Source organism: Paraperlucidibaca wandonensis, assembly GCF_042677145.1.
GTDB lineage: Bacteria > Pseudomonadota > Gammaproteobacteria > Pseudomonadales > Moraxellaceae > Perlucidibaca > Perlucidibaca wandonensis.
The window spans coordinates 74,584-98,624 of the sequence record NZ_JBHTIT010000001.1; the positions used below are offsets into that span (position 1 = coordinate 74,584).

General features: G+C 52.6%; 20 protein-coding genes and 1 tRNA gene. 11 read left to right on the top strand and 10 right to left on the bottom strand.

Annotated features, from left to right (window positions below):
• Positions 1 to 42 precede the first annotated feature (42 nt).
• On the top strand, positions 43 to 717 hold the full coding sequence (locus ACFQ0F_RS00335; RefSeq protein ID WP_340675313.1) for a protein-L-isoaspartate(D-aspartate) O-methyltransferase: 675 nt from the start codon (positions 43 to 45) through the stop codon (positions 715 to 717).
• Between the two features lie 99 nt (positions 718 to 816).
• On the opposite strand, the gene ACFQ0F_RS00340 is transcribed toward ACFQ0F_RS00335, so the two are convergent.
• The 3 genes from ACFQ0F_RS00340 to dapE form a co-directional block, all read right to left on the bottom strand.
• Positions 817 to 893: transfer RNA gene (locus tag ACFQ0F_RS00340), tRNA-Arg, on the bottom strand.
• Between the two features lie 35 nt (positions 894 to 928).
• The gene (locus ACFQ0F_RS00345) at positions 929 to 1,777 is read right to left on the bottom strand and encodes a sigma-70 family RNA polymerase sigma factor (protein ID WP_379067829.1); all 849 of its coding nucleotides are present in this window, start codon (positions 1,775 to 1,777) and stop codon (positions 929 to 931) included.
• Between the two features lie 167 nt (positions 1,778 to 1,944).
• Entirely contained in the window at positions 1,945 to 3,093 is a 1,149-nt protein-coding gene (dapE, locus tag ACFQ0F_RS00350) for a succinyl-diaminopimelate desuccinylase (RefSeq protein WP_340675315.1), read from the bottom strand.
• A gap of 211 nt (positions 3,094 to 3,304) precedes the next feature.
• Here dapE and ACFQ0F_RS00355 point away from each other — a divergent pair, with 211 nt between their 5' ends.
• From ACFQ0F_RS00355 to ACFQ0F_RS00375, 5 genes are read left to right on the top strand one after another with little or no spacing between them, the layout of a single operon-like run.
• Entirely contained in the window at positions 3,305 to 4,474 is a 1,170-nt protein-coding gene (locus ACFQ0F_RS00355) for a branched-chain amino acid ABC transporter substrate-binding protein (protein WP_340675316.1), read from the top strand.
• Between the two features lie 3 nt (positions 4,475 to 4,477).
• Positions 4,478 to 5,407, top strand: coding sequence for a branched-chain amino acid ABC transporter permease (locus ACFQ0F_RS00360; protein ID WP_379067834.1), 930 nt, complete (start codon positions 4,478 to 4,480; stop codon positions 5,405 to 5,407).
• Positions 5,404 to 6,465 (top strand): branched-chain amino acid ABC transporter permease, encoded by a 1,062-nt coding sequence (locus tag ACFQ0F_RS00365; RefSeq protein ID WP_379067837.1) that lies wholly within the window; start codon positions 5,404 to 5,406, stop codon positions 6,463 to 6,465. The genes ACFQ0F_RS00360 and ACFQ0F_RS00365 overlap by 4 nt, the downstream gene beginning before the upstream one ends.
• Positions 6,458 to 7,228 carry an ABC transporter ATP-binding protein gene (locus ACFQ0F_RS00370; protein ID WP_379067840.1) on the top strand — a complete coding sequence of 257 codons (771 nt, stop codon included), beginning with the start codon at positions 6,458 to 6,460 and terminating at the stop codon, positions 7,226 to 7,228. Before ACFQ0F_RS00365 ends, ACFQ0F_RS00370 begins: the two co-directional genes overlap by 8 nt.
• On the top strand, positions 7,225 to 7,932 hold the full coding sequence (locus ACFQ0F_RS00375; RefSeq protein ID WP_379067843.1) for an ABC transporter ATP-binding protein: 708 nt from the start codon (positions 7,225 to 7,227) through the stop codon (positions 7,930 to 7,932). The genes ACFQ0F_RS00370 and ACFQ0F_RS00375 overlap by 4 nt, the downstream gene beginning before the upstream one ends.
• Before the next feature lie 67 nt (positions 7,933 to 7,999).
• Here the strand turns inward: ACFQ0F_RS00375 and mltF are convergent, their stop codons facing one another.
• Positions 8,000 to 9,469 (bottom strand): membrane-bound lytic murein transglycosylase MltF, encoded by a 1,470-nt coding sequence (gene mltF, locus ACFQ0F_RS00380; RefSeq protein ID WP_340675321.1) that lies wholly within the window; start codon positions 9,467 to 9,469, stop codon positions 8,000 to 8,002.
• A gap of 220 nt (positions 9,470 to 9,689) precedes the next feature.
• Between mltF and purL the strand changes: the two genes are divergently transcribed.
• The 3 genes from purL to ACFQ0F_RS00395 all read left to right on the top strand — a co-directional run bounded on the left by purL (position 9,690) and on the right by ACFQ0F_RS00395 (position 15,313).
• Positions 9,690 to 13,580 (top strand): phosphoribosylformylglycinamidine synthase, encoded by a 3,891-nt coding sequence (purL, locus tag ACFQ0F_RS00385; protein WP_379067847.1) that lies wholly within the window; start codon positions 9,690 to 9,692, stop codon positions 13,578 to 13,580.
• Between the two features lie 101 nt (positions 13,581 to 13,681).
• Positions 13,682 to 14,689: an AraC family transcriptional regulator gene (locus ACFQ0F_RS00390; protein ID WP_340675323.1), complete on the top strand. Its 1,008-nt coding sequence runs from the start codon at positions 13,682 to 13,684 to the stop codon at positions 14,687 to 14,689.
• 210 nt (positions 14,690 to 14,899) lie between these two features.
• On the top strand, positions 14,900 to 15,313 hold the full coding sequence (locus tag ACFQ0F_RS00395) for a hypothetical protein (protein WP_379067850.1): 414 nt from the start codon (positions 14,900 to 14,902) through the stop codon (positions 15,311 to 15,313).
• A gap of 228 nt (positions 15,314 to 15,541) precedes the next feature.
• On the opposite strand, the gene ACFQ0F_RS00400 is transcribed toward ACFQ0F_RS00395, so the two are convergent.
• Together ACFQ0F_RS00400 and ACFQ0F_RS00405 are read right to left on the bottom strand one after the other, a co-directional pair.
• Positions 15,542 to 17,266: a protein kinase domain-containing protein gene (locus ACFQ0F_RS00400; RefSeq protein WP_379067853.1), complete on the bottom strand. Its 1,725-nt coding sequence runs from the start codon at positions 17,264 to 17,266 to the stop codon at positions 15,542 to 15,544.
• Positions 17,267 to 17,268: 2 nt separating this feature from the next.
• The gene (locus ACFQ0F_RS00405; protein ID WP_340675326.1) at positions 17,269 to 18,078 is read right to left on the bottom strand and encodes a formate/nitrite transporter family protein; all 810 of its coding nucleotides are present in this window, start codon (positions 18,076 to 18,078) and stop codon (positions 17,269 to 17,271) included.
• A 327-nt stretch (positions 18,079 to 18,405) separates the two neighbouring features.
• Between ACFQ0F_RS00405 and ACFQ0F_RS00410 the strand changes: the two genes are divergently transcribed.
• Complete coding sequence (locus ACFQ0F_RS00410) at positions 18,406 to 18,696, top strand: DUF167 domain-containing protein (protein WP_379067857.1); 291 nt, start codon at positions 18,406 to 18,408, stop codon at positions 18,694 to 18,696.
• 92 nt (positions 18,697 to 18,788) lie between these two features.
• The gene (locus tag ACFQ0F_RS00415) at positions 18,789 to 18,932 is read left to right on the top strand and encodes a YqaE/Pmp3 family membrane protein (protein WP_379072051.1); all 144 of its coding nucleotides are present in this window, start codon (positions 18,789 to 18,791) and stop codon (positions 18,930 to 18,932) included.
• 228 nt (positions 18,933 to 19,160) lie between these two features.
• On the opposite strand, the gene bfr is transcribed toward ACFQ0F_RS00415, so the two are convergent.
• Genes bfr through ACFQ0F_RS00435 form a run of 4 tightly spaced genes read right to left on the bottom strand, consistent with a single transcriptional unit; the run spans position 19,161 to position 24,038 of the window.
• Positions 19,161 to 19,640, bottom strand: coding sequence for a bacterioferritin (gene bfr / locus ACFQ0F_RS00420; RefSeq protein WP_379067860.1), 480 nt, complete (start codon positions 19,638 to 19,640; stop codon positions 19,161 to 19,163).
• 32 nt (positions 19,641 to 19,672) lie between these two features.
• Positions 19,673 to 21,385 (bottom strand): neutral/alkaline non-lysosomal ceramidase N-terminal domain-containing protein, encoded by a 1,713-nt coding sequence (locus tag ACFQ0F_RS00425; RefSeq protein ID WP_379067863.1) that lies wholly within the window; start codon positions 21,383 to 21,385, stop codon positions 19,673 to 19,675.
• A gap of 5 nt (positions 21,386 to 21,390) precedes the next feature.
• Positions 21,391 to 22,659: an alanine racemase gene (locus ACFQ0F_RS00430; protein WP_379067866.1), complete on the bottom strand. Its 1,269-nt coding sequence runs from the start codon at positions 22,657 to 22,659 to the stop codon at positions 21,391 to 21,393.
• Positions 22,656 to 24,038, bottom strand: a complete 1,383-nt coding sequence (locus tag ACFQ0F_RS00435) for a D-arabinono-1,4-lactone oxidase (RefSeq protein WP_379067869.1) — start codon at positions 24,036 to 24,038, stop codon at positions 22,656 to 22,658. Before ACFQ0F_RS00435 ends, ACFQ0F_RS00430 begins: the two co-directional genes overlap by 4 nt.
• Between the last annotated feature and the right edge of the window lie 3 nt (positions 24,039 to 24,041).

Consider the following 24,041-nt stretch of genomic DNA (forward strand, 5'->3'; position numbering starts at 1 on the left):
CGTGCTACATTTGCCCCATCGCTTAGAGATAATAACAACACCATGAGCACCGGCACGCCCTTCGATATTCACGGTTCAGGATTTACGTCTGCCCGCACCCGCGACCGCTTAATGACACGGCTTATTGCGCAGGGTATTACCGATGCGCAAGTGCTTGATGTCATGCGCCAAACCCCGCGGCATGTATTTGTTGATGAAGCGCTTGCGCATCGAGCCTATGAAGACACTGCGCTGCCTATTGGTCACAGCCAAACGCTGTCGCAGCCATATATTGTGGCGCGAATGAGTGAGATTTTACTGGCCGCAGGGCCATGCCAGAAAGTCTTAGAAATTGGCACCGGATCGGGCTATCAAACTGCTGTTTTGGCGCAACTGGTTGGCAGCGTGCACTCCATTGAGCGCATCAAAGCATTGCAGGATAAAGCCCGCGATCGTTTAAAAGCATTAGGGCTTAATAATGTGCGTTTGCGCCATGCCGATGGCATGCAAGGCTGGCCCGGTGAGGGCGAGTACGACGGCATCATTGGCACGGCCGCCGCGATTGGTGTACCACCTGCGCTAATCGACTTATTAGCGGTCGGTGGGCGCATGGTTTTACCCGTAGGCGCTGGCCAAGGACAATCATTGGTGTTGGTGTGTAAAACGCTTGATGGCATCACTCAACAAACCATTGAGCCTGTACATTTTGTGCCAATGCTCGGCGGTGTAGTGGGCTAGGCGCTTAGAGTTTCAAATGCGCTTTTTCGTCCGATGTTCATATACCACTACTTTTAGCCAGTACTATAGATTTAATAATTAACTAAATCATTGATTTAATGGTGCCCCAGAGACGATTCGAACGTCCGACCTGCCCCTTAGGAGGGGGCTGCTCTATCCAGCTGAGCTACTGAGGCTTAGCTCGGTATTCTAGCGGATAGAGCGTGCAAATTCAGCCATCTAGGTCATTCAAACAGTCTTTATCTAAGTGTTCCTCGTGCATCCATAAGCGTAGCTTTGCTAGCGCCTCAAGCTGAATTTGTCGTACGCGTTCGCGCGTTACGCCAATGGTTGTGGCGATGCACTCAAGTGTTTGCTTGCAATGACTGTTAACGCCAAAGCGGCAGTTAATAATGTACTGCTCGCGCGAGTTTAATCTAGCCACAAAGCGAAACATGGCGGTGAGTAAGTTACTTTGCAGCGATTGATGCTCTGGGTTTTCATGCTCACCACAGCTCGGGTGTAGTGGATGCCCCTCATCTTCAAAGGTGGTCATGCTTGTAGGTGACTCTCGCCAAGGCAGCAGTTCGCGCACTTCATTTTCGCTGCGACCAATGGCATCTGCCATATCGGCCGGCCGCGCGTCGTGTCCATAGCGCTGACGCCATTCGCGGCTAACTCGTAGACATTTATTTAGACGCTTGCCCATGTGCACCGGCAGACGCACAACGCGCGATTGATCCATGATGCCGCGCTCGATGTATTGGCGTATCCAATGCACAGCATAGGTTGAAAAACGAAAGCCACGGCTAGCGTCAAATTTACCAACCGCGTGTATTAAGCCGAGGTTTCCCTCCTCAATTAAGTCTTCAAATGCCATGCTAGAGCGCTGATGTTGTCGCGCTATGCGAAGCACTAGACGTAAATTGCTGACAATCATGCGGTCGCGTGCACAGCCATCGCCCGCTTGCGAAGCTAAGCACAGGCTTAGCTCCTCTTCGGCCGTGAGTAGAGGGTAGTTGCGCACCTCGTTGAGGTAATACTGTAGAACACTACGATCGGGGAGTGATGGATTCTGCATGATGCATTCCTTGCCTGTTAGTGGCTATCCGAGCCGGCAAGGAAAATTAAGCAGAGCTACTTGTTAAACGCTAGGACAGCTCTGCATTTAGCCGACTAACGGCTGTTTATCGGGATGACTAGCTAGATCAGACAAATGCCATACAGAAGTATGATTTTTAACCAACATTAGTTGGTCAGCAAACGCTGCAAAATGCCCTCATAGAGGTCGGTCAGCGTGTCTAAGTCGGCTGCTTTCACACATTCGTTGATCTGATGAATCGTGCGATTGACCGGCCCTAGCTCCAATACTTGCGCACCTGTGGGTGCGATAAAGCGGCCATCAGATGTGCCGCCGGTAGTGAGCAGCGCAGGCGTGCGACCAGTGTAGTGCTGAATACTGCCAACCGCGGCATCGACTAATGCGCCAGCTGCTGTCAAAAATGGCTGGCCGCTTAAGCGCCACGCCAGCTCATAGCGCAGGCCGTGTTTATCCAAAATGGCCTCAGTGCGCTCGCGTAAAACCGCCTCAGTCAGTTCGGTAGAAAAGCGGAAGTTAAACACTACTTCGACATTGCCTGGGATGACGTTATTGGCGCCTGTGCCGGCGTTGATATTGGAAATTTGGAAGCTGGTGGCGGGGAAAAAGGCATTACCTTCATCCCAAGTCTCAGCGGCCAGTTCGGTAAGCGCGGGCGCGACGCGATGAATTGGGTTGTCGGCCAAATGCGGGTAGGCGACATGGCCTTGTTTGCCGAGCACATTAAGGATGCCGCCGAGCGAGCCGCGACGGCCATTTTTAATGACATCGCCGACTAGATCAGTGCTGGAGGGTTCGCCGACTAAGCACCAGGTGATTTTTTCGCCGCGCGCTTCCAACGTTTCCACTACTCGCACGGTGCCATCGATCGCGATGCCTTCTTCGTCGCTGGTGATCAAGAACGCAATGCTGCCTTTATGGTCTGGATGCGCAGCGACAAAGCGTTCGCAGGCCACCACCATGGCGGCGAGTGAACCCTTCATGTCAGCTGCACCTCGGCCCATCAACATACCGTCTTCAATGCGTGGCTCGAATGGCGGCACTGCCCATTGCTCGCTAGGACCTGGCGGCACGACATCGGTGTGGCCAGCAAAAGCAAATAGAGGACCTTCTGTGCCACGTCGTGCCCAGAAATTATCGACTTCACCAAAGCGTAGGCGCTCAATCACAAAACCGATGGCTTCTAAGCGACGGATCATTAGGTCTTGGCAGTCGGCATCAAAAGGTGTCACCGAGGGTTCGCGGATGAGGGCGAGGGTGAGTTCTAGTGTGGGTGATAAGGGCGTGGCTGCGTTCATCAGATTCTCGTCGGCATTGTTTGGTTTTGTGGCCATTTCGCGGCACACTGTGAGCACAAAATATCTCATTAAGCGCCGCAGTTTAGCGATCTTGTGCCAGCGCGTCTTGCCAACAAGGCAATAACAACTGGTGGGTGATCTGTTCAGCAAGGCCTAACGCAGTAATAATCACACTTTTGGCCACATGGCCTGTGCAACGAGCAGACATATCATGATGAAAAAATCCTCGCGCATTGCTGCCGCCGTCATTGCTGCCGCTACCGTTTTGGTCGCTTGTAGCCCAAAGCCACATACGCCATCGATGACAGAAGACGGCAAACGCATCGTGGTCATTGGCCACGCCGCGCCGCTCACTGGCACTCAGGCGCATCTCGGTAAAGATAATGAAAATGGCGTGCGCTTAGCCATCGATGATTTAAATGCCGCTGGCTTTAAAATTGGCGATGAGTCGGTGGTCTTTCAACTCGACTCGCAAGATGATCAGGCCGACCCGCGTATGGCCACCACAGTCGCGCAAAAGTTTGTTGATGATGGCGTTAAGGCCGTCATTGGTCATTTGAACTCAGGCACCACCATGCCGGCTTCGCGTGTTTATAACAGCGCTGGCATCGTAGAAATCTCGCCTTCGGCAACCACGCCACGTTATACCCAACAAGGTTTCGATAACGCCTTTCGTGTCATGGCGAATGATATTCAGCAGGGGCGAGCTTTAGGCGAATTTGCCGTACAGGAGCTGGGCGCGAAGAAAATTGCCATCATTGATGACCGCACTGCCTATGGCCAAGGCCTAGCTGATGAGTTTGAAAAAGCCGCTATTGCTGCCGGTGCTGAAATCATTGTGCGCGAATACACCAGCGATAAAGCCTCGGACTTCACTGCGATTTTGACCAAGATTAAAGGTAAGAAGCCGGACTTGTTATTTTTTGGTGGCATGGATGGTCAAGGCGCGCCTATGGCCAAGCAAATGCAGTCATTGGGCTTAAGTATGCAGCTGCTTGGCGGCGATGGTATTCATACCGCCGAGTTTATGAAGCTTGCCGCAACAGCTGCCGAGGGTGTTGTCGCATCGCTTCCGGGTCGACCTTTAGACACGCTAGCGAATGGCCCAGCGTTTAAAAAGCGCTTCGAAGCTAAGTACGGAAAAATCCAGCTTTATGCACCGTATTGCTACGACGCTATGATGATTCTCGCGCAAGCCATGCAGCGTGCCGGCACTACCGATCCTGTGAAAGTGAAACAAGAGCTGGCCAAAACTGACTATAACGGCGTTACCTCGCGTATTCGTTTTGATGCTCAGGGCGACCTCACGCAAGGCTCGATCACGGTCTATCGCGCCAAGGCCGGCCAATGGCAAGTGCTGAAAACGATTGAGTCGAAATAAGCCATGGATGTGTTGCAGCAACAGTTACTCAATGGCCTGATTTTAGGCAGCATTTACGCATTGATCGCGCTTGGCTACACCTTGGTGTATGGCATTTTGGGGCTAATTAACTTCGCTCATGGCGAGGTGGTGATGATCGGCGCCATGGTCACCATCAGCGTATTGAGTTGGTTGCTCGGCATGCATTTGCCCTTGTCACCGGTGTTACTCATTGCGTTTAGCTTGCTGCTGGCGATTCCGGTTTGCGCTTTGCTGGGCATGGGTATTGAGCGCTTCGCCTATCGACCGCTGCGTGGCGCGCCGCGTTTAGCGCCGCTGATCACCGCCATCGGTGTTTCCATCGTGCTGCAAAACGTCGCCATGATGATCTGGGGTCGCCAATACATTCCTTTTCCTGCAATTTTGCCCAGTGAACCAATCCACCTTGGCTCCGCCACTTTTATGCCAGTGCAGGGCGTCATTGTGCTGCTCTCAGCGGTGTTGATGGGCGCGCTCTTGCTACTCGTGCATCGCACCAAACTTGGCCGTGCCATGCGCGCTGCGGCGCAGTCACCATCGGTTGCTCGCCTGATGGGCGTCTCCGTTGATCGTGTTGTCGCTAGTGCCTTTGTTATCGGCTCGATACTGGCGGCGGTCGCGGGTGTGATGGTTAGTGCTAATTATGGCCAAGCTCATGCCTATATGGGCTTTATGCTTGGCCTAAAAGCCTTCTCTGCTGCCGTGCTTGGCGGTATTGGTAACCTTGCAGGGGCAGTCGTTGGCGGCTTGCTATTGGGCATTATTGAAAGCTTAGGTGCGGGCTATATTGGCGACCTGACTGGCGGCTTTTTGGGCAGCCAATATCAGGATGTCTTTGCATTTCTAGTGCTGATTTTAGTGCTGGTGTTTAGGCCGTCGGGCCTGCTTGGCGAACGCTCGGCGGACCGTCCATGAAGTTCAATTTAATGGCATTGGCGCAAGGCCGCGCGCGTTGGTTTTTATTAGGCCTGCTGCTCACCGCGCCATTTTGGATGGGCGCTTTGCTTGGGCCGTACTGGGTGCGCATCCTCGACTACTGCTTGCTCTACGCCATTTTGGCTCTAGGGCTAAATATCGTTGTTGGCTATGCCGGCTTGCTCGACTTGGGCTTCATCGCCTTCTACGCCGTTGGCGCTTATGTCTTTGCGCTACTAGCCTCGCCACACTGGGATATGCATTGGTCGCCCTGGCTGATTTTACCTATCGCGGCAGCTATCGCGGCTGTGGTTGGCGCCATGCTCGGCGCGCCAACTTTGCGGCTACGCGGCGACTATCTCGCCATTGTCACCTTGGGTTTCGGCGAAATCGTACGCTTGTTTATCAATAATCTTGATCGACCAATAAACATTACCAATGGCCCGCAAGGCATTAGCGGCATCGATACTTTAAGCGTTGGTGGCTGGAGTTTTGACCAAGGCTTAAACTTTGGCGTGGTCAACTTGGTCAGTGCGCAGCTGTACTTCTATGTGCTACTCGCGTTGGTTATTATTGCCGTAGTGGCCTGCCGCCGCTTAGAAAACTCCCGCATTGGTCGCGCCTGGGTTGCCATTCGCGAGGATGAAGTAGCGGCGACTGCCATGGGCATTAATACGCGCAATATGAAGCTATTAGCCTTCGCCATGGGCGCGAGCTTTGGTGGTGTTGGCGGAGCGCTATTTGCCTCGTTTCAGGGCTTTGTTAGCCCTGAAAGCTTCACGTTGATGGAGTCGGTCATGGTGCTGTGCATGGTGGTGCTCGGCGGCATGGGGCATATCCCAGGCGTGCTGTTGGGAGCGTTTTTACTGACCATCACGCCAGAGATTTTGCGAGAAGTTATTAGCCCTTTGCAGCAGCAGCTATTTGGCCATCAAGTTGTCGATCCGGAAAACTTGCGCATGTTGCTGTTCGGCCTTTCGATGATTCTGGTCATGCTCTATCGTCCTGGCGGGCTCTGGCCATCGGCCCGGCGCGCGCAGGAGCTGAAGCATGACTGAGCTTTTGCAGCTGCGTGATATCAGCAAGCGCTTCGGCGGTGTTAAGGCTTTAAAGGGCATCGATTTAAGCATTCCCGAAGGCACTATTTATGGCCTGATTGGCCCCAATGGCGCCGGTAAAACCACGCTGTTTAATATCATCACCGGCATGTATACCGCCGATACCGGCACTCGCGTATTGCGCGGCCAAGCCTTGCCGTTGAATTTGAAGCCCTACGAAATCGTCATTCGTGGTATTGCGCGAACGTTTCAGAATATTCGCCTGTTTCACTATATGAGCGCCTTAGAAAACATCATGGTGGGCTGCCATCGCCACAGTGGCATAGGCCTGTTTGCTACCTTGTTTAATACCGCGAACGCTCGCACCGAAGAAGCCAGCATTCGAGCGCGTGCGTTTGAGTTGCTCGACTACGTTGGCCTGCCGCGCAGCTGTGCTTCGCGCCTAGCTAATGAACTGTCATATGGCGACCAGCGCCGCCTAGAAATTGCCCGCGCCTTGGCCACACGGCCGTCATTATTAGCGCTCGATGAGCCTGCTGCCGGCATGAACCCAACCGAGACTGAGGCGCTGCGCGTATTGCTCACCCGCATTCGCGATGACGGCATCACCGTGTTGCTGATTGAGCACGATGTAAAACTGATGATGAGTTTATGTGATCGCTTGGCCGTGCTCGACTTTGGTGAGCTGATAGCCGAAGGCGAGCCAGCAGCTATTCGTCAAGATCCACGCGTGATTGCGGCGTATTTGGGAGGTGAGGCATGAGCTTACTGAGCGTGCGTGACCTCACCGTGCATTACGGTGGCATTGAAGCCGTACGCGGCATCAGCTTGGATGTGCAGGCTGGCGAGCTGGTCTCGCTTATTGGGGCCAATGGCGCGGGTAAAACATCGACCATGGGTGCTCTTGGCGGACTGCTAAAAGCGGCTGGCTCATTGACCTATGACGGTGTCGACTTAAGCCGTTTGCCGGCGCATGAGCGAGTAGGGCGCGGCCTAGCATTGGTACCAGAAGGGCGGGGTATTTTTGCCAAACTCACGGTGCTGGAAAACTTACAAATGGGTGCTTACTGCCGCAATGATAGCTCGCAAATCGCCCACGATTTAGCGCAGCAATTAGAGCAGTTTCCGCGCTTAGCGGAGCGTCGTGGGCAGTTGGCTGGCACGTTATCGGGTGGTGAGCAGCAAATGTTAGCGATTGCTCGCGCACTAATGAGCCGGCCGAAATTATTACTGCTCGATGAGCCGTCGATGGGCCTGGCCCCAATTTTGGTTGAGCAGATTTTTCGACTGATTGAGCGGATAGCTAGCGAGGGTGTGGCAGTGCTGTTGGTTGAGCAAAATGCCCGCCAAGCGCTGGAAATTGCGCAGCGAGCTTATGTCATGGAGTCAGGTGTTATCACGCTGAGCGGCGAGGCAAAAGCGCTGGCTGCCGACCCACGTGTGCGGGCGGCGTATTTAGGGCACTAGTGCGTAGATTTTGCGGGTGCTAAGACTGCGTGTATCGAGCGCAGTAAGTAGGCAGAGCGTACAGAATTTACTGCGTGGTCGAATTACTAATATCAAAATCAAGTGATGCCACCTGAGTTTTGCTCAGCGTCACCTGCGTATTGAGTGCGATGGCATCGTAATAACGACGAACCTGCTGGACATAATGCAGGCCTTGGCCAACATCCGGCACAGAGCGGCCTTGGCGACGATTATCCTGCGCTAACTGGCGTAAATTACGCGACACATCGAGCCAGCTATTGGCATCGCCGCCATTGCGCTCGGTGAGTTTGCGGGCGCGCAAAATATGCGCAGGGCCCATATTGTATGAAGCCAGCGCCATCCACGTGCGATCAGGCTCGGCAACGCTCTCTGGCATACGATCGTGAATGTATTTGAAGTAGGCGCTGCCACCATGAATGCTTTGGCCGGCATGCTCACGATTTTTTACGCCCATCATCGAGGCAGTTCCCTGCGTCAGCATCATCAGGCCTTTAACACCTGTTGGTGACACAGCGTTGGGGTTCCATTTCGACTCTTGATAGGCAATGGCCGCAAGTAGACGCCAGTCGACATCGGTGGCGGTGCTCTCGCGCTCAAACAACGATTGATAATGCGGCAAGCGGTTAGCAATATCGCGATTGAAATGCTTGGCGCCATAGCTGTCGAAGACGTTGCCATTGCTATAAAACTCGGCCAAACGCTGCAAAGTGCCATCGGCTTGTTTGCGCACTAAGAAGTCTTGGGCGGCTTGGTAAAGGCTGTGATCACCAGACTTCATGAACACCCAAGACACTGCATCGGTGCGCTCAAGCGACATGCTGTCGCGAAGATTAGGGAAGAGTGGGCGGAAGGCGTCGAATTCGCGCGAATTCATCGCGACAAAATCGACTCGGCCTTCATCGAGCAAGCCTAATAAGTCGAGGCTTTTGCCTTGGCGAATCTCGATGATTTTGACGTTTTCAACTTCGCGCACAGAGTCTTTTAAATGCTGGGCCTCGGTGCTGCCTGCGACGACACCAACGACTTTGCCGGTAAGCCCTGAGATATCTTTGGGCATGCGCTGATCATTGCGCTGAACCAGCTGCTGCTGAACTTCAATGACTGGGTTGCTAACGCGCAAACGCTCAAGGCGAGGGTCGTCGGCGGTAATGCCAGTGAGTGCGAGTTGAGCTTGATTGCGACGAATCGATTGCAAGACTCGGTGCGGTGATGTGACTGAGTCGACAACGAGTTTTACGCCGAGTTCATTAGCAAACTGCTGCGCAAGCTCGAACTGCAGGCCGTGAGTATGGCCATCTTGCTGGAAGAATGTGCTGGGGCTAGAGACGCCGACGAGGTGAAGTTCACCACTGCTACGCACCATGTCCAAAGCATTTTGCATAGGCTGCAAGGCCAGTGTGCTAGCTGCTAATGTGCCCGCTACCGCGACTTTAACGTGGCGGCGGTTAATGCGTTTGAGCATTTTAATAGCTTGGCGATGCGGGCTTAGACGCTTTGGTGGGCGTTTAATAGCCATGTGGCACCTCAACTTGTCTTCTCTGAGTTGCTTGCAGTGTAGGGCTAGGAAGGCTGAGCGTCCAACCTGACCCGATGAAGCTCGCTAGATTGTCCGACAATGTCTCGGCGCTGGCCGCGAATACAGACTGCGCTAATGTGACGATCAGCCGTCCGTCGGCAGCTGTTTTTGCTACACTATGCACCTCAGATTTTTCCTCTTTGGCACGCGAGACTCCACTATGCTGCTTCTGCCCGGCGCTTCTGCGCTCACCGCCTTCCGTCAACAACGTTTGTTGGACACCTTGCGAGAGCTTCAGCCCAGCATTCAGGCGGTCTCCGCACGTTGGCTGCACATTGTCGACACTGACTTAAGCGAAGCTCCAGAGTCGCTGCAAGCACTCTTACATTATGGCGATGAGTTTGATGCCAGCGAGCAGGGCCGAGTGGCGGTAGTGGTGCCACGGCCAGGAACTATTTCGCCATGGTCATCGAAAGCTACCGATATTGCCCACAATACCGGCTTGGCTGCCGTGCGCCGCATCGAGCGCGCCACTGAGTATTGGGTGGCTGGCGCTGAAAGTTTGAGCGCTGCCGATTGGCAGCAAGTCACTGCGCTGCTTCACGATCGCATGACTGAAGCGGTGCTTAATGCTCCTGCGGACGCCAGCATTTTATTTCGCCAAGAAGCGCCGCGTGAGCTGAAATCTATCGATGTTTTAGGTGGTGGCCGTGAAGCTTTAGCTGAGGCCAACCAAACCCACGGCTTTGCGCTGAGCGATGACGAAGTGGATTATCTGGTCGACAACTTCACGCGCTTGGGCCGCAACCCGCACGACATCGAGCTGATGATGTTTGCTCAGGCCAACTCCGAGCATTGCCGCCACAAAATTTTCAATGCCAGCTGGGTGATTGACGGCAAGGCTGCGCCGCACACGCTATTTGGCATGATCAAAAACACCTACGCCAATTACAGTGTCGGCATTTTATCGGCTTATCACGATAACGCCGCGGTCATTGCCGGCAGCGAAGCTGATCGTTTTTATCGCCTCAATGGCGGCCACGCTTACGGCTTTAATCACGAGCCCGTGCATATTTTGATGAAAGTGGAAACGCATAACCACCCGACCGCGATTGCGCCATTTGCCGGTGCAGCGACAGGCTCTGGTGGTGAAATCCGTGATGAAGGTGCGACCGGTCGCGGTGGCAAACCCAAGGCGGGACTCACTGGCTTTACGGTATCGAACTTGAATATCCCCGGCTTTGTGCAGCCATGGGAAACACCATATGGCAAGCCCGATCGCATCGTCACTGCGCGCGACATCATGCTGCAAGGCCCACTTGGCGGTGCGGCATTTAATAACGAATTTGGTCGCCCAGCCCTGTGCGGTTATTTTCGTTCCTTCGAGCTGCGCGTCAACGGTGTTCATGGCTCCGAAGTCATGGGCTATCACAAGCCCATCATGATCGCTGGCGGCTACGGCAATATTCGCGATGACCATGTGCAGAAAAATCCGATTGAGCCCGGCGATCTATTGATTGTGCTCGGCGGCCCAGCACTGCTCATCGGCCTAGGTGGTGGTGCAGCTTCGTCGATGGCCAGTGGCGCCAGCGCAGAGAACCTAGACTTCGCCTCAGTGCAGCGCGAAAACCCTGAAATGGAGCGTCGGGCGCAAGAAGTCATTGATGCCTGCTGGGGTTTGGGTGCAGCCAACCCTATTGTTTCAGTTCACGATGTTGGTGCCGGTGGCTTGTCCAACGCCATGCCCGAATTGGTCAATGATCACGAGCTTGGCGCAACCTTGAATTTACGTGCTATCCCGAGCTTAGAGCGCGGCATGGCACCAGTTGAAATTTGGTGCAACGAAGCGCAAGAGCGCTATGTTTTGGCTATTCGCCCAAGCAGCTTGCAGCTATTTACTGAGCTTTGTGAGCGCGAGCGGGCCTTGTTTGCGGTCTTGGGTGAGGCAAAAGAAGTACGCCATCTGCGCGTAGAAGATGCGCATTTTGGTAATGCCCCAGTCGATATGCCGATGTCGGTGTTGCTCGGCAAAACACCAAAAATGCAGCGCAGCTTTCAGCGCCAAGTGCTCACACAAACCGCGCTCAACTTGCGTGATGTCACTGCGCTAGACGCCGCCGAACGAGTTTTGCAGCTGCCTTCGGTAGCCTCAAAGCAATTCTTGATCACCATTGGCGACCGTTCAATTACTGGCTTAGTGGCGCGCGAGCAAATGGTCGGCCCATGGCAAGTGCCGGTAGCTGATGTCGCAGTAACCGCGACAGGTTTCAATGGCTACACCGGCGAGGCCATGGCGATGGGTGAACGCACGCCCGTGGCCATACTCAACGCCGCTGCCTCTGCACGCTTGGCCGTTGGTGAGACCATCACCAATATGGCGGCATCGCGCATTGCCAAGCTCTCCGACATTAAACTGTCGGCGAACTGGATGGCCGCCGCTGGCGCTGGCAAAGAAGATGAAAACCTCTATGACGCCGTCTACGCAGTGGGCATGGAGTTATGCCCAGCGCTGAACTTAACCATTCCGGTGGGCAAAGACTCGATGTCTATGCGAACAGTTTGGCAGGATGGCGATGAATCAAAATCAGTGACCTCGCCGCTGTCATTAGTGGTCACCGGCTTCGCTCCTGTGACTGATATTCGCGCCACACTCACCCCTGAATTACGCCGCGATATCGACGATACAGTGCTAGTGCTGATCGATCTTGGTCGTGGCCATAACCGCCTCGGCGGCTCCGCCTTGGCGCAGGTTTATAGCCAAGTCGGCACGACGCCTGCCGATGTCGATGACCCCATGCTCTTACAAGCCTTCTTCGATGGCATCCAAACGCTCAATGCCGATGGCCGTTTGCTGGCCTATCACGATCGCAGCGATGGCGGCCTCTGGGCCACTTTGGCGGAAATGGCCTTCGCCGGCCGTGTTGGTGTCAACGTCGCCCTCGACGCGATAGCCGACAGTGATAGCGAGGCTGATGTCTTAGCCGCACTATTTAGCGAAGAGTTAGGTGCTGTGCTGCAAGTCCGTGCCAGCGATGCTGAGGCGGTGAAAGCTGCTTTTGCCAATACGCTAGTTGCCGGTCATGTGCACGTGCTTGGCGGCCTTAATAGCCGTGAAGAATTGAACATCAGCCTGAAAGGCAAGGCTCGCTTAAGCCTGCCGCGCTCGCGTGCTCAACAGTTGTGGGCCGAGACCAGCTATCGCATGCAAGCGCTGCGCGATAACGCCGACTGCGCCGAAGAGGAATTCAAGGCCTTGGCCGAGCCAGCCCCCGGCTTATTTGCCAAACTTAGTTTCGATATCAATGACGACATCGCCGCACCGTTTATTGCTAGCGGCATTCGTCCACGCGTGGCGATCTTGCGTGAGCAGGGCGTCAATGGCCAAACCGAGATGGCTGCAGCATTCCATCGCGCCGGTTTTACCGCGATCGATGTGCACATGAGCGATCTCATCAGCCGTCGTGTGTCATTGAAGGACTTCGTTGGCCTTGTCGCTTGCGGTGGCTTCTCTTATGGCGACGTGCTCGGCGCTGGCGGTGGCTGGGCTAAATCCATCCTCTTCACCGAACATGTGCGTGATGAATTCGCGGCCTTCTTTGCTCGCCCAGACACCTTTAGCTTAGGCGTGTGCAATGGCTGCCAAATGCTCTCGCAACTGAAGGCGCTCATTCCTGGCGCGGATATGTGGCCAACCTTTGCCCGCAACCGCAGCGAAGTCTTTGAGGCGCGAACTTGCTTGGTTGAAGTGCCGGAATCGCCTTCGTTATTTTTAGCGGGAATGGCCGGCTCCACTATGCCCATCGCCGTGGCTCATGGCGAAGGCCGCGCGCATCACGACGCTAGCACGTTGGCGGCTCTGGGCGAACAAGGCTTGGTTGCTCTCGGCTGGGTCGATGGTTATGGCCGCCGCACGCAGCAGTACCCGCTCAATCCCAATGGCTCGCCACACGGCATTGCCGGCGTGACCAGTCGCGATGGCCGCGCCACCATCATGATGCCGCATCCCGAGCGCGTATTCCGTGCCGTGCAACACAGCTGGCATCCGCAAGAATGGCAAGAAGACGGCCCGTGGATGCGCATGTTCCGCAATGCTCGTCGCTTTATCGGATAAGGCCTACTCGCGGCATAGGCTTTGTCTGCGCCGCGGCAAAATGCGAGTAGACTCGGGCTCATGATGAGACCCCTTGCGCCGACGATAATTGAGACTTGCTGATGACTGAGCGAACGGACGCGCCGATTTTGCTGCGACTGGCCTATCAGGCCATGCTCAAGGCTGGATTGCCGGTCGAAGCTATCTTGCTACAAGCCAAAGTTTCACCTAACTGGCTTGATGTTGAGTCGCCCGAGCGCACGCCATTTGCCGGTCAAGCCATGTTTTGGCGCGCACTCGAAGACATCTCCGGCGACCCTCATATCGGCCTGCACTTAGGCGAGCATCTACCGGTCTATCGCGGCCAGGTGCTCGAATACCTCATTTCATCCAGCCCCACTTTTGGCGAAGGTCTGCACCGCGCCTTGGCGTATCAGCGCTTATTGAGCGATGCCATTACCTCGCGCTTAGTAATCGATGGTAATCACTGCTATCTCGCCGACATTGCCGATGCCACCGGCATGCGTCATTTTGCCGAAGCACTAGTGATGGGTGTGATCCGCTTTTTTGGCTCGCTTACCGATGGTCACTTTCAGCCACTCGCCGTGCACTTCACGCATGTGGAAGGCGCATCTCCGGCCGAATACGAACGCGTTTATGGCTGCCCAGTAACGCTAGGCTGCAGCGAAAATCGGATCTATTTTGATATGCGAGTGCTTGACCACCAGGTTTGGCATGCCGAGCCGAGCTTGCTGCGTCTGCATGAAAAAATGGCTAACGAGAAGCTCGCTGAGCTTGAGCGTTTGGATTTAGTTGAAGCAGTGAAGCGAGCAATTGGTGAGATGCTAGAGTCGGGCGATACCACGTTAGAGGCGGTGGCGCAGCGCATCGGCATGCCGGCGCGGCGTTTGCGGACTGAGCTGGAGGAGGCGGGCACAAGCTTTAATCATGTGCTAGCAGACTACCGCTCACGGTTGGCGCGGCGTTTATTGGCTCGCACCGATGAGAGTATTGAGCAGATTGTGTATTTGACGGGATTTGCCGAGCCGAGCACGTTTTATCGGGCGTTTAAACGGTGGACTCAGGAAACTCCGATCGAGTATCGGAAGCGGAAGCAGCTTGAGGTTTAAGTTGGTTGGCGCTGGTGGAGATAGTGGCTGTGCTACGGCTGCGCCTATTCGCACCGCCACTATCTCCACCAGCGTCAACTGAGTCGTCGGCAATAGAGCCTCTCGCGAATAGGCGAAGCCGTAGCGAGGGGCTCTATTGCCGACGACTTTTCTCAATGGGGGCTCTTGTGCTAAGAGTTCACCTACTGTCAGAGGGCTGCTGCGAAGAACATGAAAATATACTGCAATAAAATAGTATGCCTAGCTCTGCTGGCGGTGCTTCTTCAAGGCTGCGCTGGAGTAAGGCTAAGTTATAAATCGCTGCTGAAAAATCCTGACGCAGAACCATCCTTGCAAATAAAGGTCGGTGAAGCCGCTGAGGTTTTAGCAATTGGCAATGGCTTTCCGGGTTGGTGGGGTTACTACCCTTGGATGATCAGTGCCGCGCCAGAGATAGCCAGTATTGAGTGCGAAAATACCAGAAGCTTCATCCCATTCCGTGAGCCTGGAGTCTTATTTGGCGGCACCGTTTGTAGACTAGTTGCCCATCAAAAAGGCGATGCCACACTCTATTTTGGCAATAAATTTAATTTGGGCGAAGATGCTCATGCGCTAAAAATAGCGGTAGTTGTAGAGGATGAGTAGCGCTGACAGCTCGCTTGCTCGTCTTAACGTTAGCGCTGTTTAAGGCAAGACGCCTCCGCATAAGGTTATCGAAATCCAAGACCTATCGAATGAACAAGTTAGGCATAAACTGAATCATGCTGGGCGTTAACTAGCTTTTTTACTACTTTTTTGAAGATAACCTTAGTAAGCTCCTAGCGAATATATATCATGGTTAGCCTTTGTGGCCTGGCGATAATATATTTTTATTTACTGTCCTAGGCTAAGTAAATATAAAATAATCATAAGTAGTATTGATGATATTGCTTGCCATACTGCTACTGGATTTCGCTCAATCAGTGGAGGGCGTATTTTGTTTAAAAACTGCTTACTTGGCTGGCGCAAGTCATGAGTAAACTCAAATATTTCCTCGTAACGCTGGCTTGGTAATGGATGAACCGCTTTTTGAATAGCATAATCTACCCATTTAGGGATTTCTCGGTCCTCTTCAAGCACGCTACGATACCAAAGCTTCTTTTGGGCGGATAAAGTCTTAGTTTTTGCGACATTAGTGTCATAAGGATAGCGTCCAGATAAAAGATAGTAGGTAATTACTCCTAGAGAGAATAATTCTGATCGTGTTGTGCCATATTCGCCCAAAAAATACTCCGGCGCACTGTAAAGAGCTGTGCCTTGTAAGTAGGTGGCTGGCTGCTCTATCGTTGTTTCTTGTAGCCCAGCGATGCTAACAGCGCCGAAGTCGATTATTTTAATGACACCATCTGTATCGATCATAATATTTTCAGGTCGTAAGTCCTGATGCAGCATCTCCATGCGATGAAAAGCATATAGCCCTTTGGTAATTTGCTCCACAATACTGCGGACGGCTTCGATATCGGCTTTTGGGTTGTCTATTGCCCACTGAGCTAGAGTTTTGCCTTTGATGAATTCGAATACGGTATAAATATAATTTCGCGGTCTGTCTGGCAATTCTGCTTTCATGACGTGGGTATTATTAATGCGCCTAGCAACCCACTCCTCCATCAAGAAGTGCTCTAAATAGTCTTCATTTCCGCCTAGGTCAACTGAGGGAGTTTTTAAAACTACCTGCTTTTTTGATGCGTTATCTTGTGCTAAGTAGACATGGCTTCTGGAGTTAACATGAATTTCTCGAAGAATAGTGTAGCCATCAAACACCATCCGCCCTCTGAGTTCGGGTGGAAATGGTAGCTGCTCTATTTGTTGCTTAACGTGATTTACTGCCTGCTCTGGCAGATTATCGATTCGCACAATTTGAATGCTAAGATTGTCATCGCTACCTTGTTCATACGCTAGAGTAGTAATGGCTTGTGCAGCAGCATTTAGGTTGTCGTGGTGCTGTTCTAGTGTTGAAACTATATCTTGCGCACTAACGAACTCATAAACTCCGTCAGTGGTAATAATAAAAATATCGCCTGCGTTAACGCTTAGTAATTGATAGTCAGAGTTGCATTTTGACTCAATGCCTAGTGCGCGACTTAGGTAGCTTTTATCTTGCGTAGCCCATAGACGATGATCATTAGTGAGTTGCTCTAGGCCATTACTATTAAAGCGATATATTCTTGTATCGCCAATATGGAGAATATGCGCAGAGTGACCTTTTATAATTAGTGCGCTAAATGTACAGACATAGCCCTTATCTTTGTCATAGCGATGTGGGCTACTCATAGTTTGTGAATAAAGCCATGAGTTGGTGGCAGATAGAACGCGTTCAGCCGAGCCTTTAACGGACCAAGCCTCAGACGTGCAGTAATAGTCTTGCAAAAAGCTTTGTATCGCGGTTTGACTAGCTATATGGCTGACGGCACTACTACTAATGCCATCAGCCATTGCAACAGCAATACCTTTGATTCCACGTAAAGAATCTTCAGGAATATGAATACCATGAAAGTCTTGGTTCTCTAACTTTCGGCCTTTGTCAGAGTACTGCCCAATACTAACTTTCAGGTTATTCATTATTATGCATTGCGCTTAGGTGCAGTTCTAACATGCGTTGAATATAAAGTGAGGCCAGTAAAAGCAAGGCCGCCAACTAAGTTGCCCAAAGCGGTAGGGATTTCATTCCATATTAAATAGTCTGCAATAGAGAAGTCTCCACCCATGATTAAGCCGAATGGAAACAAAAACATATTAACTACAGAGTGCTCAAATCCCATAAAGAAAAATAGGAATATTGGCATCCACATGGCAATAACTTTTCCGCTAACTGATGTTGATATCATCGCCCCAACAACACCTAAAGATACCATCCAGTTGCAAAGCATGCCACGAATAAAAATAGTCAGCCAGCCATCTACTCCATATTGAGCATAACCTAATGTACGTGCTTCACCGATACTAGCTACTTTCGTGCCAACGGCGCCTGCATCAGTATTGAAGCCGTAGGTGAAAACAAAAGCCATCATGGCTGCAACGGTTAAGGCGCCAGCAAAGTTTCCTAAGAAAACTAAGCCCCAGTTTCTTAGTACGCCGGAAACTGTAACACCAGGGCGTTTATCAAGTAAGGCCAACGGTGCCAGCACAAAGACGCCAGTTAACAAGTCAAATCCCATTAAGTAGAGCATGCAAAAACCGACGGGGAATAAAATTGCGCCAAGCAGAAATGAACCAGTTTGAACGGCAATAGTAATCGCAAAAACAGCAGCTAAAGCTAAGATTGCACCAGCCATATAGGCACGAATTAAGGTGTCACGAGTAGACATGAAGACTTTTGATTCTCCAGAGTCTACCATTTTTGTAACAAACTCAGAGGGTGCTAAGTAGGACATAAGATTTCTCTTTTAAAGGTAAAGGGCTAGCCATTTGGTATCACTCGTGCGTTTTATAAATGCCTAAGATTTACTCACTTTTCCCTGATTTTTCTTCAAGAAAATGCTCTCTGCTATGCTTGGGTATTGAGCATGAAGAACCAAACGATATGTTTGTAAGAGCAAGAGCTGTGCCACAAAAAAAATGGGAAATAGCCTGTTTTTTAATAAATTTCGCACCAACTTAGGATTGTTGATGGCCTGCTTGCTCCGCTATGGTGCGAGAGCTTAAGCATTATGGCGTGACTATTTATTTTGATTTTTAATTTAATGAGAAGCGATTGCTGCATGACATATAAAAAAAATGTGCTAGTTAGGCTTAGCGTGAAAGTAGTTCCAGGCGCCTCGAAGTCTGAAGTATCTGGATGGCTAGGGGATTCGCTAAAAATTCGAGTGGCAGCTCAGCCCGAGAAAGGGAAGGCGAATGCGGCAGTGGTGCTTGTGCTAGCAACTAGCCTTGGTCTACCTGAAAAAAGCGTTAGCGTTGTTTCAGGCAAGACATCTCAGCATAAGGTTGTCGAGATCCAAGGCCTATCGAATGAGCAAGTTAGGCATAAACTGAATCATGCAGAGTGCTAACTAACTTTTTACTTTGAATGAAATCAAGTTCAAAAATACACTAAAGTGCGACATCACCACCAAGCTTGGAGCTTCACATGAGCAAACTGATCATGATCCTACTGTCGATTTTTTTACCGCCAGTAGCCGTATTTATAAAAGAAGGTGTAGGCAAGCATCTGATACTAAACATTATTTTGTGCTTGCTTTTTGTTCTTCCCGGCTCTGTGCATGCGTTATGGGTAAACATGAGGTAGAAGGGGAGTGTCATCCGAGAAATGCATAGCGCCGACCTAGCGCTGCCGCGAAAAAAGCTAGCCTATTTCTTATCAGGCAGGCTTGGCGGCCCAAGAAAATATTTGCTTCAGAAGAGCCTGCGCGAGCTCCGAAAGCATGAGGAGTGGATGAGGTCGGCGCGAATAGGCGAAGCCGTAGCGCAGTCCTCATCCACTCCTCATGCTGTTCTCAGCTCACCGCCAAAAGCCTCAGCTATCAGCCCCTTCCATCTGCGTTTGCAAATAGTTCTGTAGGCCGACTTTTTCAATCAAGCCTAGCTGCGTTTCCAGCCAATCCACATGCTCTTCCTCAGCATCCAAAATATGCTGAAATAAATCGCGACTACCGTAATCACTAACACTCTCGCAGTAGGCAATCGCCTCACGCAAATCAGGAATGGCTTTGTTTTCCAAAGCCAAATCTGATTTCAGCATCTCCTCAGTGTTTTCACCGATCATCAGCTTGCCAAGATCCTGCAGGTTCGGCAGACCTTCTAAAAATAAGATTCGCTTAATCAGCAAATCTGCGTGCTTCATCTCATCGATGGATTCGTGATACTCGTGTGCGCCGAGCTTCTTCAAGCCCCAGTCGTCATACATCCGCGAATGCAAAAAGTACTGATTAATTGCCACCAGCTCATTGGCCAGGGTTTTGTTCAAATGAGCAATGACTTGCTTATCGCCTTTCATGTACGGCGCTCCTTATTAGCGTATGGACGCTATCAGTTTGGCCTCTGACGACTACGCTTGGCAAGCTCATCTGCCGGTACCGCGGCGGGTCGCAGCGCTTGATCATGCTTGCGCACAGCGACAGGCTGGCGAAACTCACGCGCCAGTTCAGCAAATCGCGTTTGAAACGCAGCTAATGTCCATTGCCCAAATATCGTGTGGCCACCTTCGTAAGCTTGCTGCTGGTACTCCTCACGTGTGGTGACATAGCCCATGTATTCGTTGCAATAAGTACAGATGAGCACTTGCGAATAGCCTTGGCCTTTCAGGCTGTCTTCGATGGTTTTGAGTAGGCGTCGGCCGGCCGTGGTAGTGAATTCGCCGGGGCAGCAGACCAGCGCCACAGTGCCGATGCGGATAATTTGCAGCGGCAAAACGGTTGGCACCATGGCGCTTTTATTCAGCGCACCGGCCTTAGCTTGGCGGTTCAACTCGGCCAATAGCGGATCGACAATACTCGCAGCACCTAGGCTTTTAAACGGTCTGCCCAAGGCAAGTTTTAGGCTTGCCTCAAAGACAATATCTTTCGCGCCATGAGCCTCGTAAAGCGCTTGATAATAAGCGCGGTCATTTGCCGAGAGACCAGAAAAGCGGCTCATACGCCAGCGACGCAATAGGCGCGAACCTTGGCGCAGTATGGCTGCGAGTGGTGCTGCTACGCCGGGGCCATCAACAGGAGTGCCTGCAACAAAAGCAACGCCGTGGCAGGGGTCGCCGGTGCGTGCATTTTCTACGCCGCCAGTCCATGCGGTATCAGCCGCGACATTGCTAAAATCGACATAGGTCAAGATGCCATCGAGCGAGCCCCCGAGCGGGGTAGTCGTGTTGGTCGCTAAGGCTAGGCTACTTTGGTATTCGCCATTGGTTTTTGCATAGGCGTATTCGTCGTTGCCTTGAATGTGGCGGCGAATGGCAAGATCGCTGGGGCCGTGATAGTGCGGAGAAACATCGCCAGCAGTGCTTTGTGCAAAAATAGCCACTGGAGCCTCCGCGCCGGCAGCGGCTAATACGGCTTCAGCGGCGCTGGCGGCATAGCCTTTATTGTCGCCGTCGTGTTTGTCTAGGTGGCTGCTAACGCAAGTAGCATGCACGCCAAATAAGCTGAGCAGAGCTTGCGTTTTGCCATCTCGAGCAAAGCGTAAAACCTGCATGCGTCGGTCTAGCGCGCGATGATTTTCGCCAGCAATAAATTTCGCCACATCGGGATTTCGGTTCCATGCGTCTAGCGATCGATTCCATGCCACCGGCACTTTCTCTTCAAACGTGGCACTGCCGATGCTGATGTCGGTCGGCGCTAAGCCCTGCCATGCAATCACGATAGCGGCCTCGGCGGCACTGATGACAGCAGCTAGATGATCGGGCTGAAAGCCGGGCGTGACCAAGTTATACATCGCGTCATGGCTACAGCCGCCAGGGCCGGAGTGGGTGTGAGTACAGGTCAGTACAAAGCGCTCATCGGCAAAGCTGTCGCCAATTGCTTCGCGCAAGCTGGCGGTCAGTGCACTGCGCATCGCCCATGTCACATAGCCTAAGTCTAGGCAGCAAAACACCACGATCTGGCCAGCGCCATCCTGCAGACATAAGGCGCGTGCCCAGAGCGGCGTTTCAATGCCGTGCGCTTGGTGATGTGGTTGACCAAAACCGTGCATGGCGTAGCCGCGCGCTTCGATGGCAATACGCTCTTTTCCCCAACCAGCTTGAAGCATCGAGTTCATCCTTTCAGTGTTGGCCATTGCGCAATAACTTCGTTGCCGCGCACAGCGATTAAGTCACCAAATTGTAGTAATACCGCTTCAGTTTGCTGAGGTCGGAGAAATACTAAATCATCCACTTTCACGTTGGCGCGCGGCGAGATATTCATCAGTTCCTGGTTGGCGCTGCGGCCATATAAGCCATTGATTTGCAGGCCTTGCGGCGATTCAGGGTCAGCTAACCATTGGCCGCCATAGAGAAATAAGCTCTCGCGCTGGTTCGCATCCCAAGCGGAAAATAGTTGTGACGCGCGGCCCAGGCCCGGCAGCTGCATCGGCCCCGTGGTTTTCAGCACGGGCGTGGAAATAAACACGGCGGCTTTATGTTCAGCTAGCGTAGCTATGTCGTAATGCGACGGCTTCAGCAGGCCGGTACCAATGGCCAATTCGGTGCTCAAGCGCTCGTCTAAATGCAGCGCGTAAGTTGGACTGCCGGCAGTGTTTAGCGTGAGGTCATCGCGCCATAAGCTGGGGAATTTCTGCTTCACAAGGTCTACATGTGACTGATAAATCGCCATGACTTTATCGAGCTGTTGCTCACGGCTACCAAGCACCGCTGGCAGCATCACCACAAAAGGGTCGTAGCCCATAAAGCCTGAAAAGCGCAGTTGCTCTGGATGTGCACTGATGATTGTGAACATTTCCGACATCATTTCTGTACTAGTAACGCCGCCACGATGCAGGCCAACATCGAGCTCAATATTGATATTCATGCGCAGGCTTAAGCCTGCGGCAAGTTCTTGATATTGTTTCAGCCGCTCGGGTGTATCTATTAGCCATTGCAGCTGTTGCTCGGCCTTAAATGGCCCACGCACGGCGGCGTAAAATTCAGCTGCCGCCGCAACTGGCATCGGCTTGCCGAGCAATATGTCGGCGTCGGGCATGTTTTGCGTGTCGGCGATTAAAAATGGCAGATGAAAACTCATCAAACGCTTGCTGCCACTGCGGTCGCGGATATAGCTCAATAGCTCGGGTGAGGGCAGCGATTTTTCCACAATGCGCAGCTGCTTTCCGGCCTTGGCCAAAGCGCGAGTGCTGACATCGATATTATGATCGAGGCAGTCAAGATCAATCACCGCGCAAGGCCGCATCAACCCCGCTTGCCGCAAGGTGTCTTGTAGGCTGGCGAAATAGGCGCTGTGTGGGCGGCCATTATCCGATGGACGTAATGCCCAGGTGCCGCCAATGGCCAAGGCGCCTGCACCTAGCAGCAGGTTGCGCCGTTTCATGTCAGCAATACCGAGCGAAGATGCTCATTGAGCATGCGGCCTTGCGGATCAAGCTGCATACGTAGGCGCTGAAAGTCATCCCAACGTGGGTAGAGTTCGGCTAGTTGGCGGGCCTTCAAGCTGTGCAGTTTTCCCCAATGTGGGCGCCCGCCGTACTTCCAGAAAATCGGTTCGACTAGCTCAAATAGCGGGCGGTGATCAGTAGACACATGCTGATGGACAGAGATGGCAGCATTGTCGCGTTGATAAAATGGCGAGAGCCAAACATCATCGGCGGCGACCAGGCGGTATTCGACAGGAAATAATGTACGCAGGCCTGAGCGACGCACAGTAGCGAGGATTTCCTGCAAACATTCTGGCCCTTGCTCGACCGGTATTTCATATTCCATTTCGTTAAAACGCGAATCACGATCGCTGGGGAAAATACGATAAGCCCGTCCCGAGCGCCGTACCTCGGAGTGAAGTGCGAGCAGCATGGATTGCATCGGGCCATCCATGCCAGGAATGCCGTGAGCAATACGCGAGCTTAGGTCGAGCACGCTGCTGACGGGCAGGTCGAACATTGGTGGCTCGGTATCTGGCACGGTGGTTTCGTTGAGCAATTTAACGATGGCCTGGTCACCTTCGAAAAACACCCAAAACTCGGCATGACGATTGTTTTTCGCGTAGTCGTCAATCTTGCTCAAAACCGTCTCGACGGGCTCAACAAATTCATGTTCTTGCAGATGATATGTCGGTTGATTCTGCATGGTGAGCTGAGTCACAACGCCCAAAACGCCTAATGATGTCGACGCAGCCTTAAGCAAGTCGGGCTGGCTCTTTGTGTCGGCCTCTAATATTTCGCCAGATGGTGTGACGAGGCGAACGCCGCGTACTTGTGCTGAAAATGAGCCAAGGCGGCTGCCGGTACCATGGGTGCTAGTGCCGCAAGCACCAGCAAGTGACTGCACGTCGACATCGCCTTGGTTGCAGAAGCTTTGGCCGCGTGCCCACAGTGGTTCGCCTAGTTCGTGTAAGCGTGAACCGGCCCACATGGTTGCTTGTTGAGTCGCAGGGTCGTGACTGATAACGCCGCTTAACTCATCGATGGAAATGAGCGTGTCGTTGGTTTTGCAAAGAGCGCTAAACGAATGTCCAGCGCCGGTGACGCGCAGTGGCCCAACACTCTTATTGATACTGCTGATGAGCTCAGCTTCACTAGTAGGCTTGAGCCATGTCGATGGCTTCGATTTATACAAGCCAGACCAGTTTTGCCACGAGCCATTTTTTGCTGGTGCGGCGCAGGCACTGAGTAAGCCCGTGGGCAATAGTGTGGCGGCACCTACGGCCGCACCGGCTCCGATTAGACGGCGACGGCTCATATTGGGGTTAATAGACATGGC

Coding starts and splice junctions, on each gene's coding strand:
- dapE (WP_340675315.1), bottom strand. CDS start 3,093: ATGAACGCAGCCACGCCCTTATCACCCACACTAGAACTCACCCTCGCC.
- purL (WP_379067847.1), top strand. CDS start 9,690: ATGCTGCTTCTGCCCGGCGCTTCTGCGCTCACCGCCTTCCGTCAACAA.
- ACFQ0F_RS00395 (WP_379067850.1), top strand. CDS start 14,900: ATGAAAATATACTGCAATAAAATAGTATGCCTAGCTCTGCTGGCGGTG.
- ACFQ0F_RS00360 (WP_379067834.1), top strand. CDS start 4,478: ATGGATGTGTTGCAGCAACAGTTACTCAATGGCCTGATTTTAGGCAGC.
- mltF (WP_340675321.1), bottom strand. CDS start 9,469: ATGGCTATTAAACGCCCACCAAAGCGTCTAAGCCCGCATCGCCAAGCT.
- ACFQ0F_RS00405 (WP_340675326.1), bottom strand. CDS start 18,078: ATGTCCTACTTAGCACCCTCTGAGTTTGTTACAAAAATGGTAGACTCT.
- ACFQ0F_RS00365 (WP_379067837.1), top strand. CDS start 5,404: ATGAAGTTCAATTTAATGGCATTGGCGCAAGGCCGCGCGCGTTGGTTT.
- ACFQ0F_RS00425 (WP_379067863.1), bottom strand. CDS start 21,385: ATGCTTCAAGCTGGTTGGGGAAAAGAGCGTATTGCCATCGAAGCGCGC.
- ACFQ0F_RS00415 (WP_379072051.1), top strand. CDS start 18,789: ATGATCCTACTGTCGATTTTTTTACCGCCAGTAGCCGTATTTATAAAA.
- ACFQ0F_RS00370 (WP_379067840.1), top strand. CDS start 6,458: ATGACTGAGCTTTTGCAGCTGCGTGATATCAGCAAGCGCTTCGGCGGT.
- ACFQ0F_RS00430 (WP_379067866.1), bottom strand. CDS start 22,659: ATGAAACGGCGCAACCTGCTGCTAGGTGCAGGCGCCTTGGCCATTGGC.
- ACFQ0F_RS00400 (WP_379067853.1), bottom strand. CDS start 17,266: ATGAATAACCTGAAAGTTAGTATTGGGCAGTACTCTGACAAAGGCCGA.
- ACFQ0F_RS00355 (WP_340675316.1), top strand. CDS start 3,305: ATGATGAAAAAATCCTCGCGCATTGCTGCCGCCGTCATTGCTGCCGCT.
- ACFQ0F_RS00390 (WP_340675323.1), top strand. CDS start 13,682: ATGACTGAGCGAACGGACGCGCCGATTTTGCTGCGACTGGCCTATCAG.
- ACFQ0F_RS00435 (WP_379067869.1), bottom strand. CDS start 24,038: ATGTCTATTAACCCCAATATGAGCCGTCGCCGTCTAATCGGAGCCGGT.
- bfr (WP_379067860.1), bottom strand. CDS start 19,640: ATGAAAGGCGATAAGCAAGTCATTGCTCATTTGAACAAAACCCTGGCC.
- ACFQ0F_RS00345 (WP_379067829.1), bottom strand. CDS start 1,777: ATGCAGAATCCATCACTCCCCGATCGTAGTGTTCTACAGTATTACCTC.
- ACFQ0F_RS00335 (WP_340675313.1), top strand. CDS start 43: ATGAGCACCGGCACGCCCTTCGATATTCACGGTTCAGGATTTACGTCT.
- ACFQ0F_RS00375 (WP_379067843.1), top strand. CDS start 7,225: ATGAGCTTACTGAGCGTGCGTGACCTCACCGTGCATTACGGTGGCATT.
- ACFQ0F_RS00410 (WP_379067857.1), top strand. CDS start 18,406: ATGACATATAAAAAAAATGTGCTAGTTAGGCTTAGCGTGAAAGTAGTT.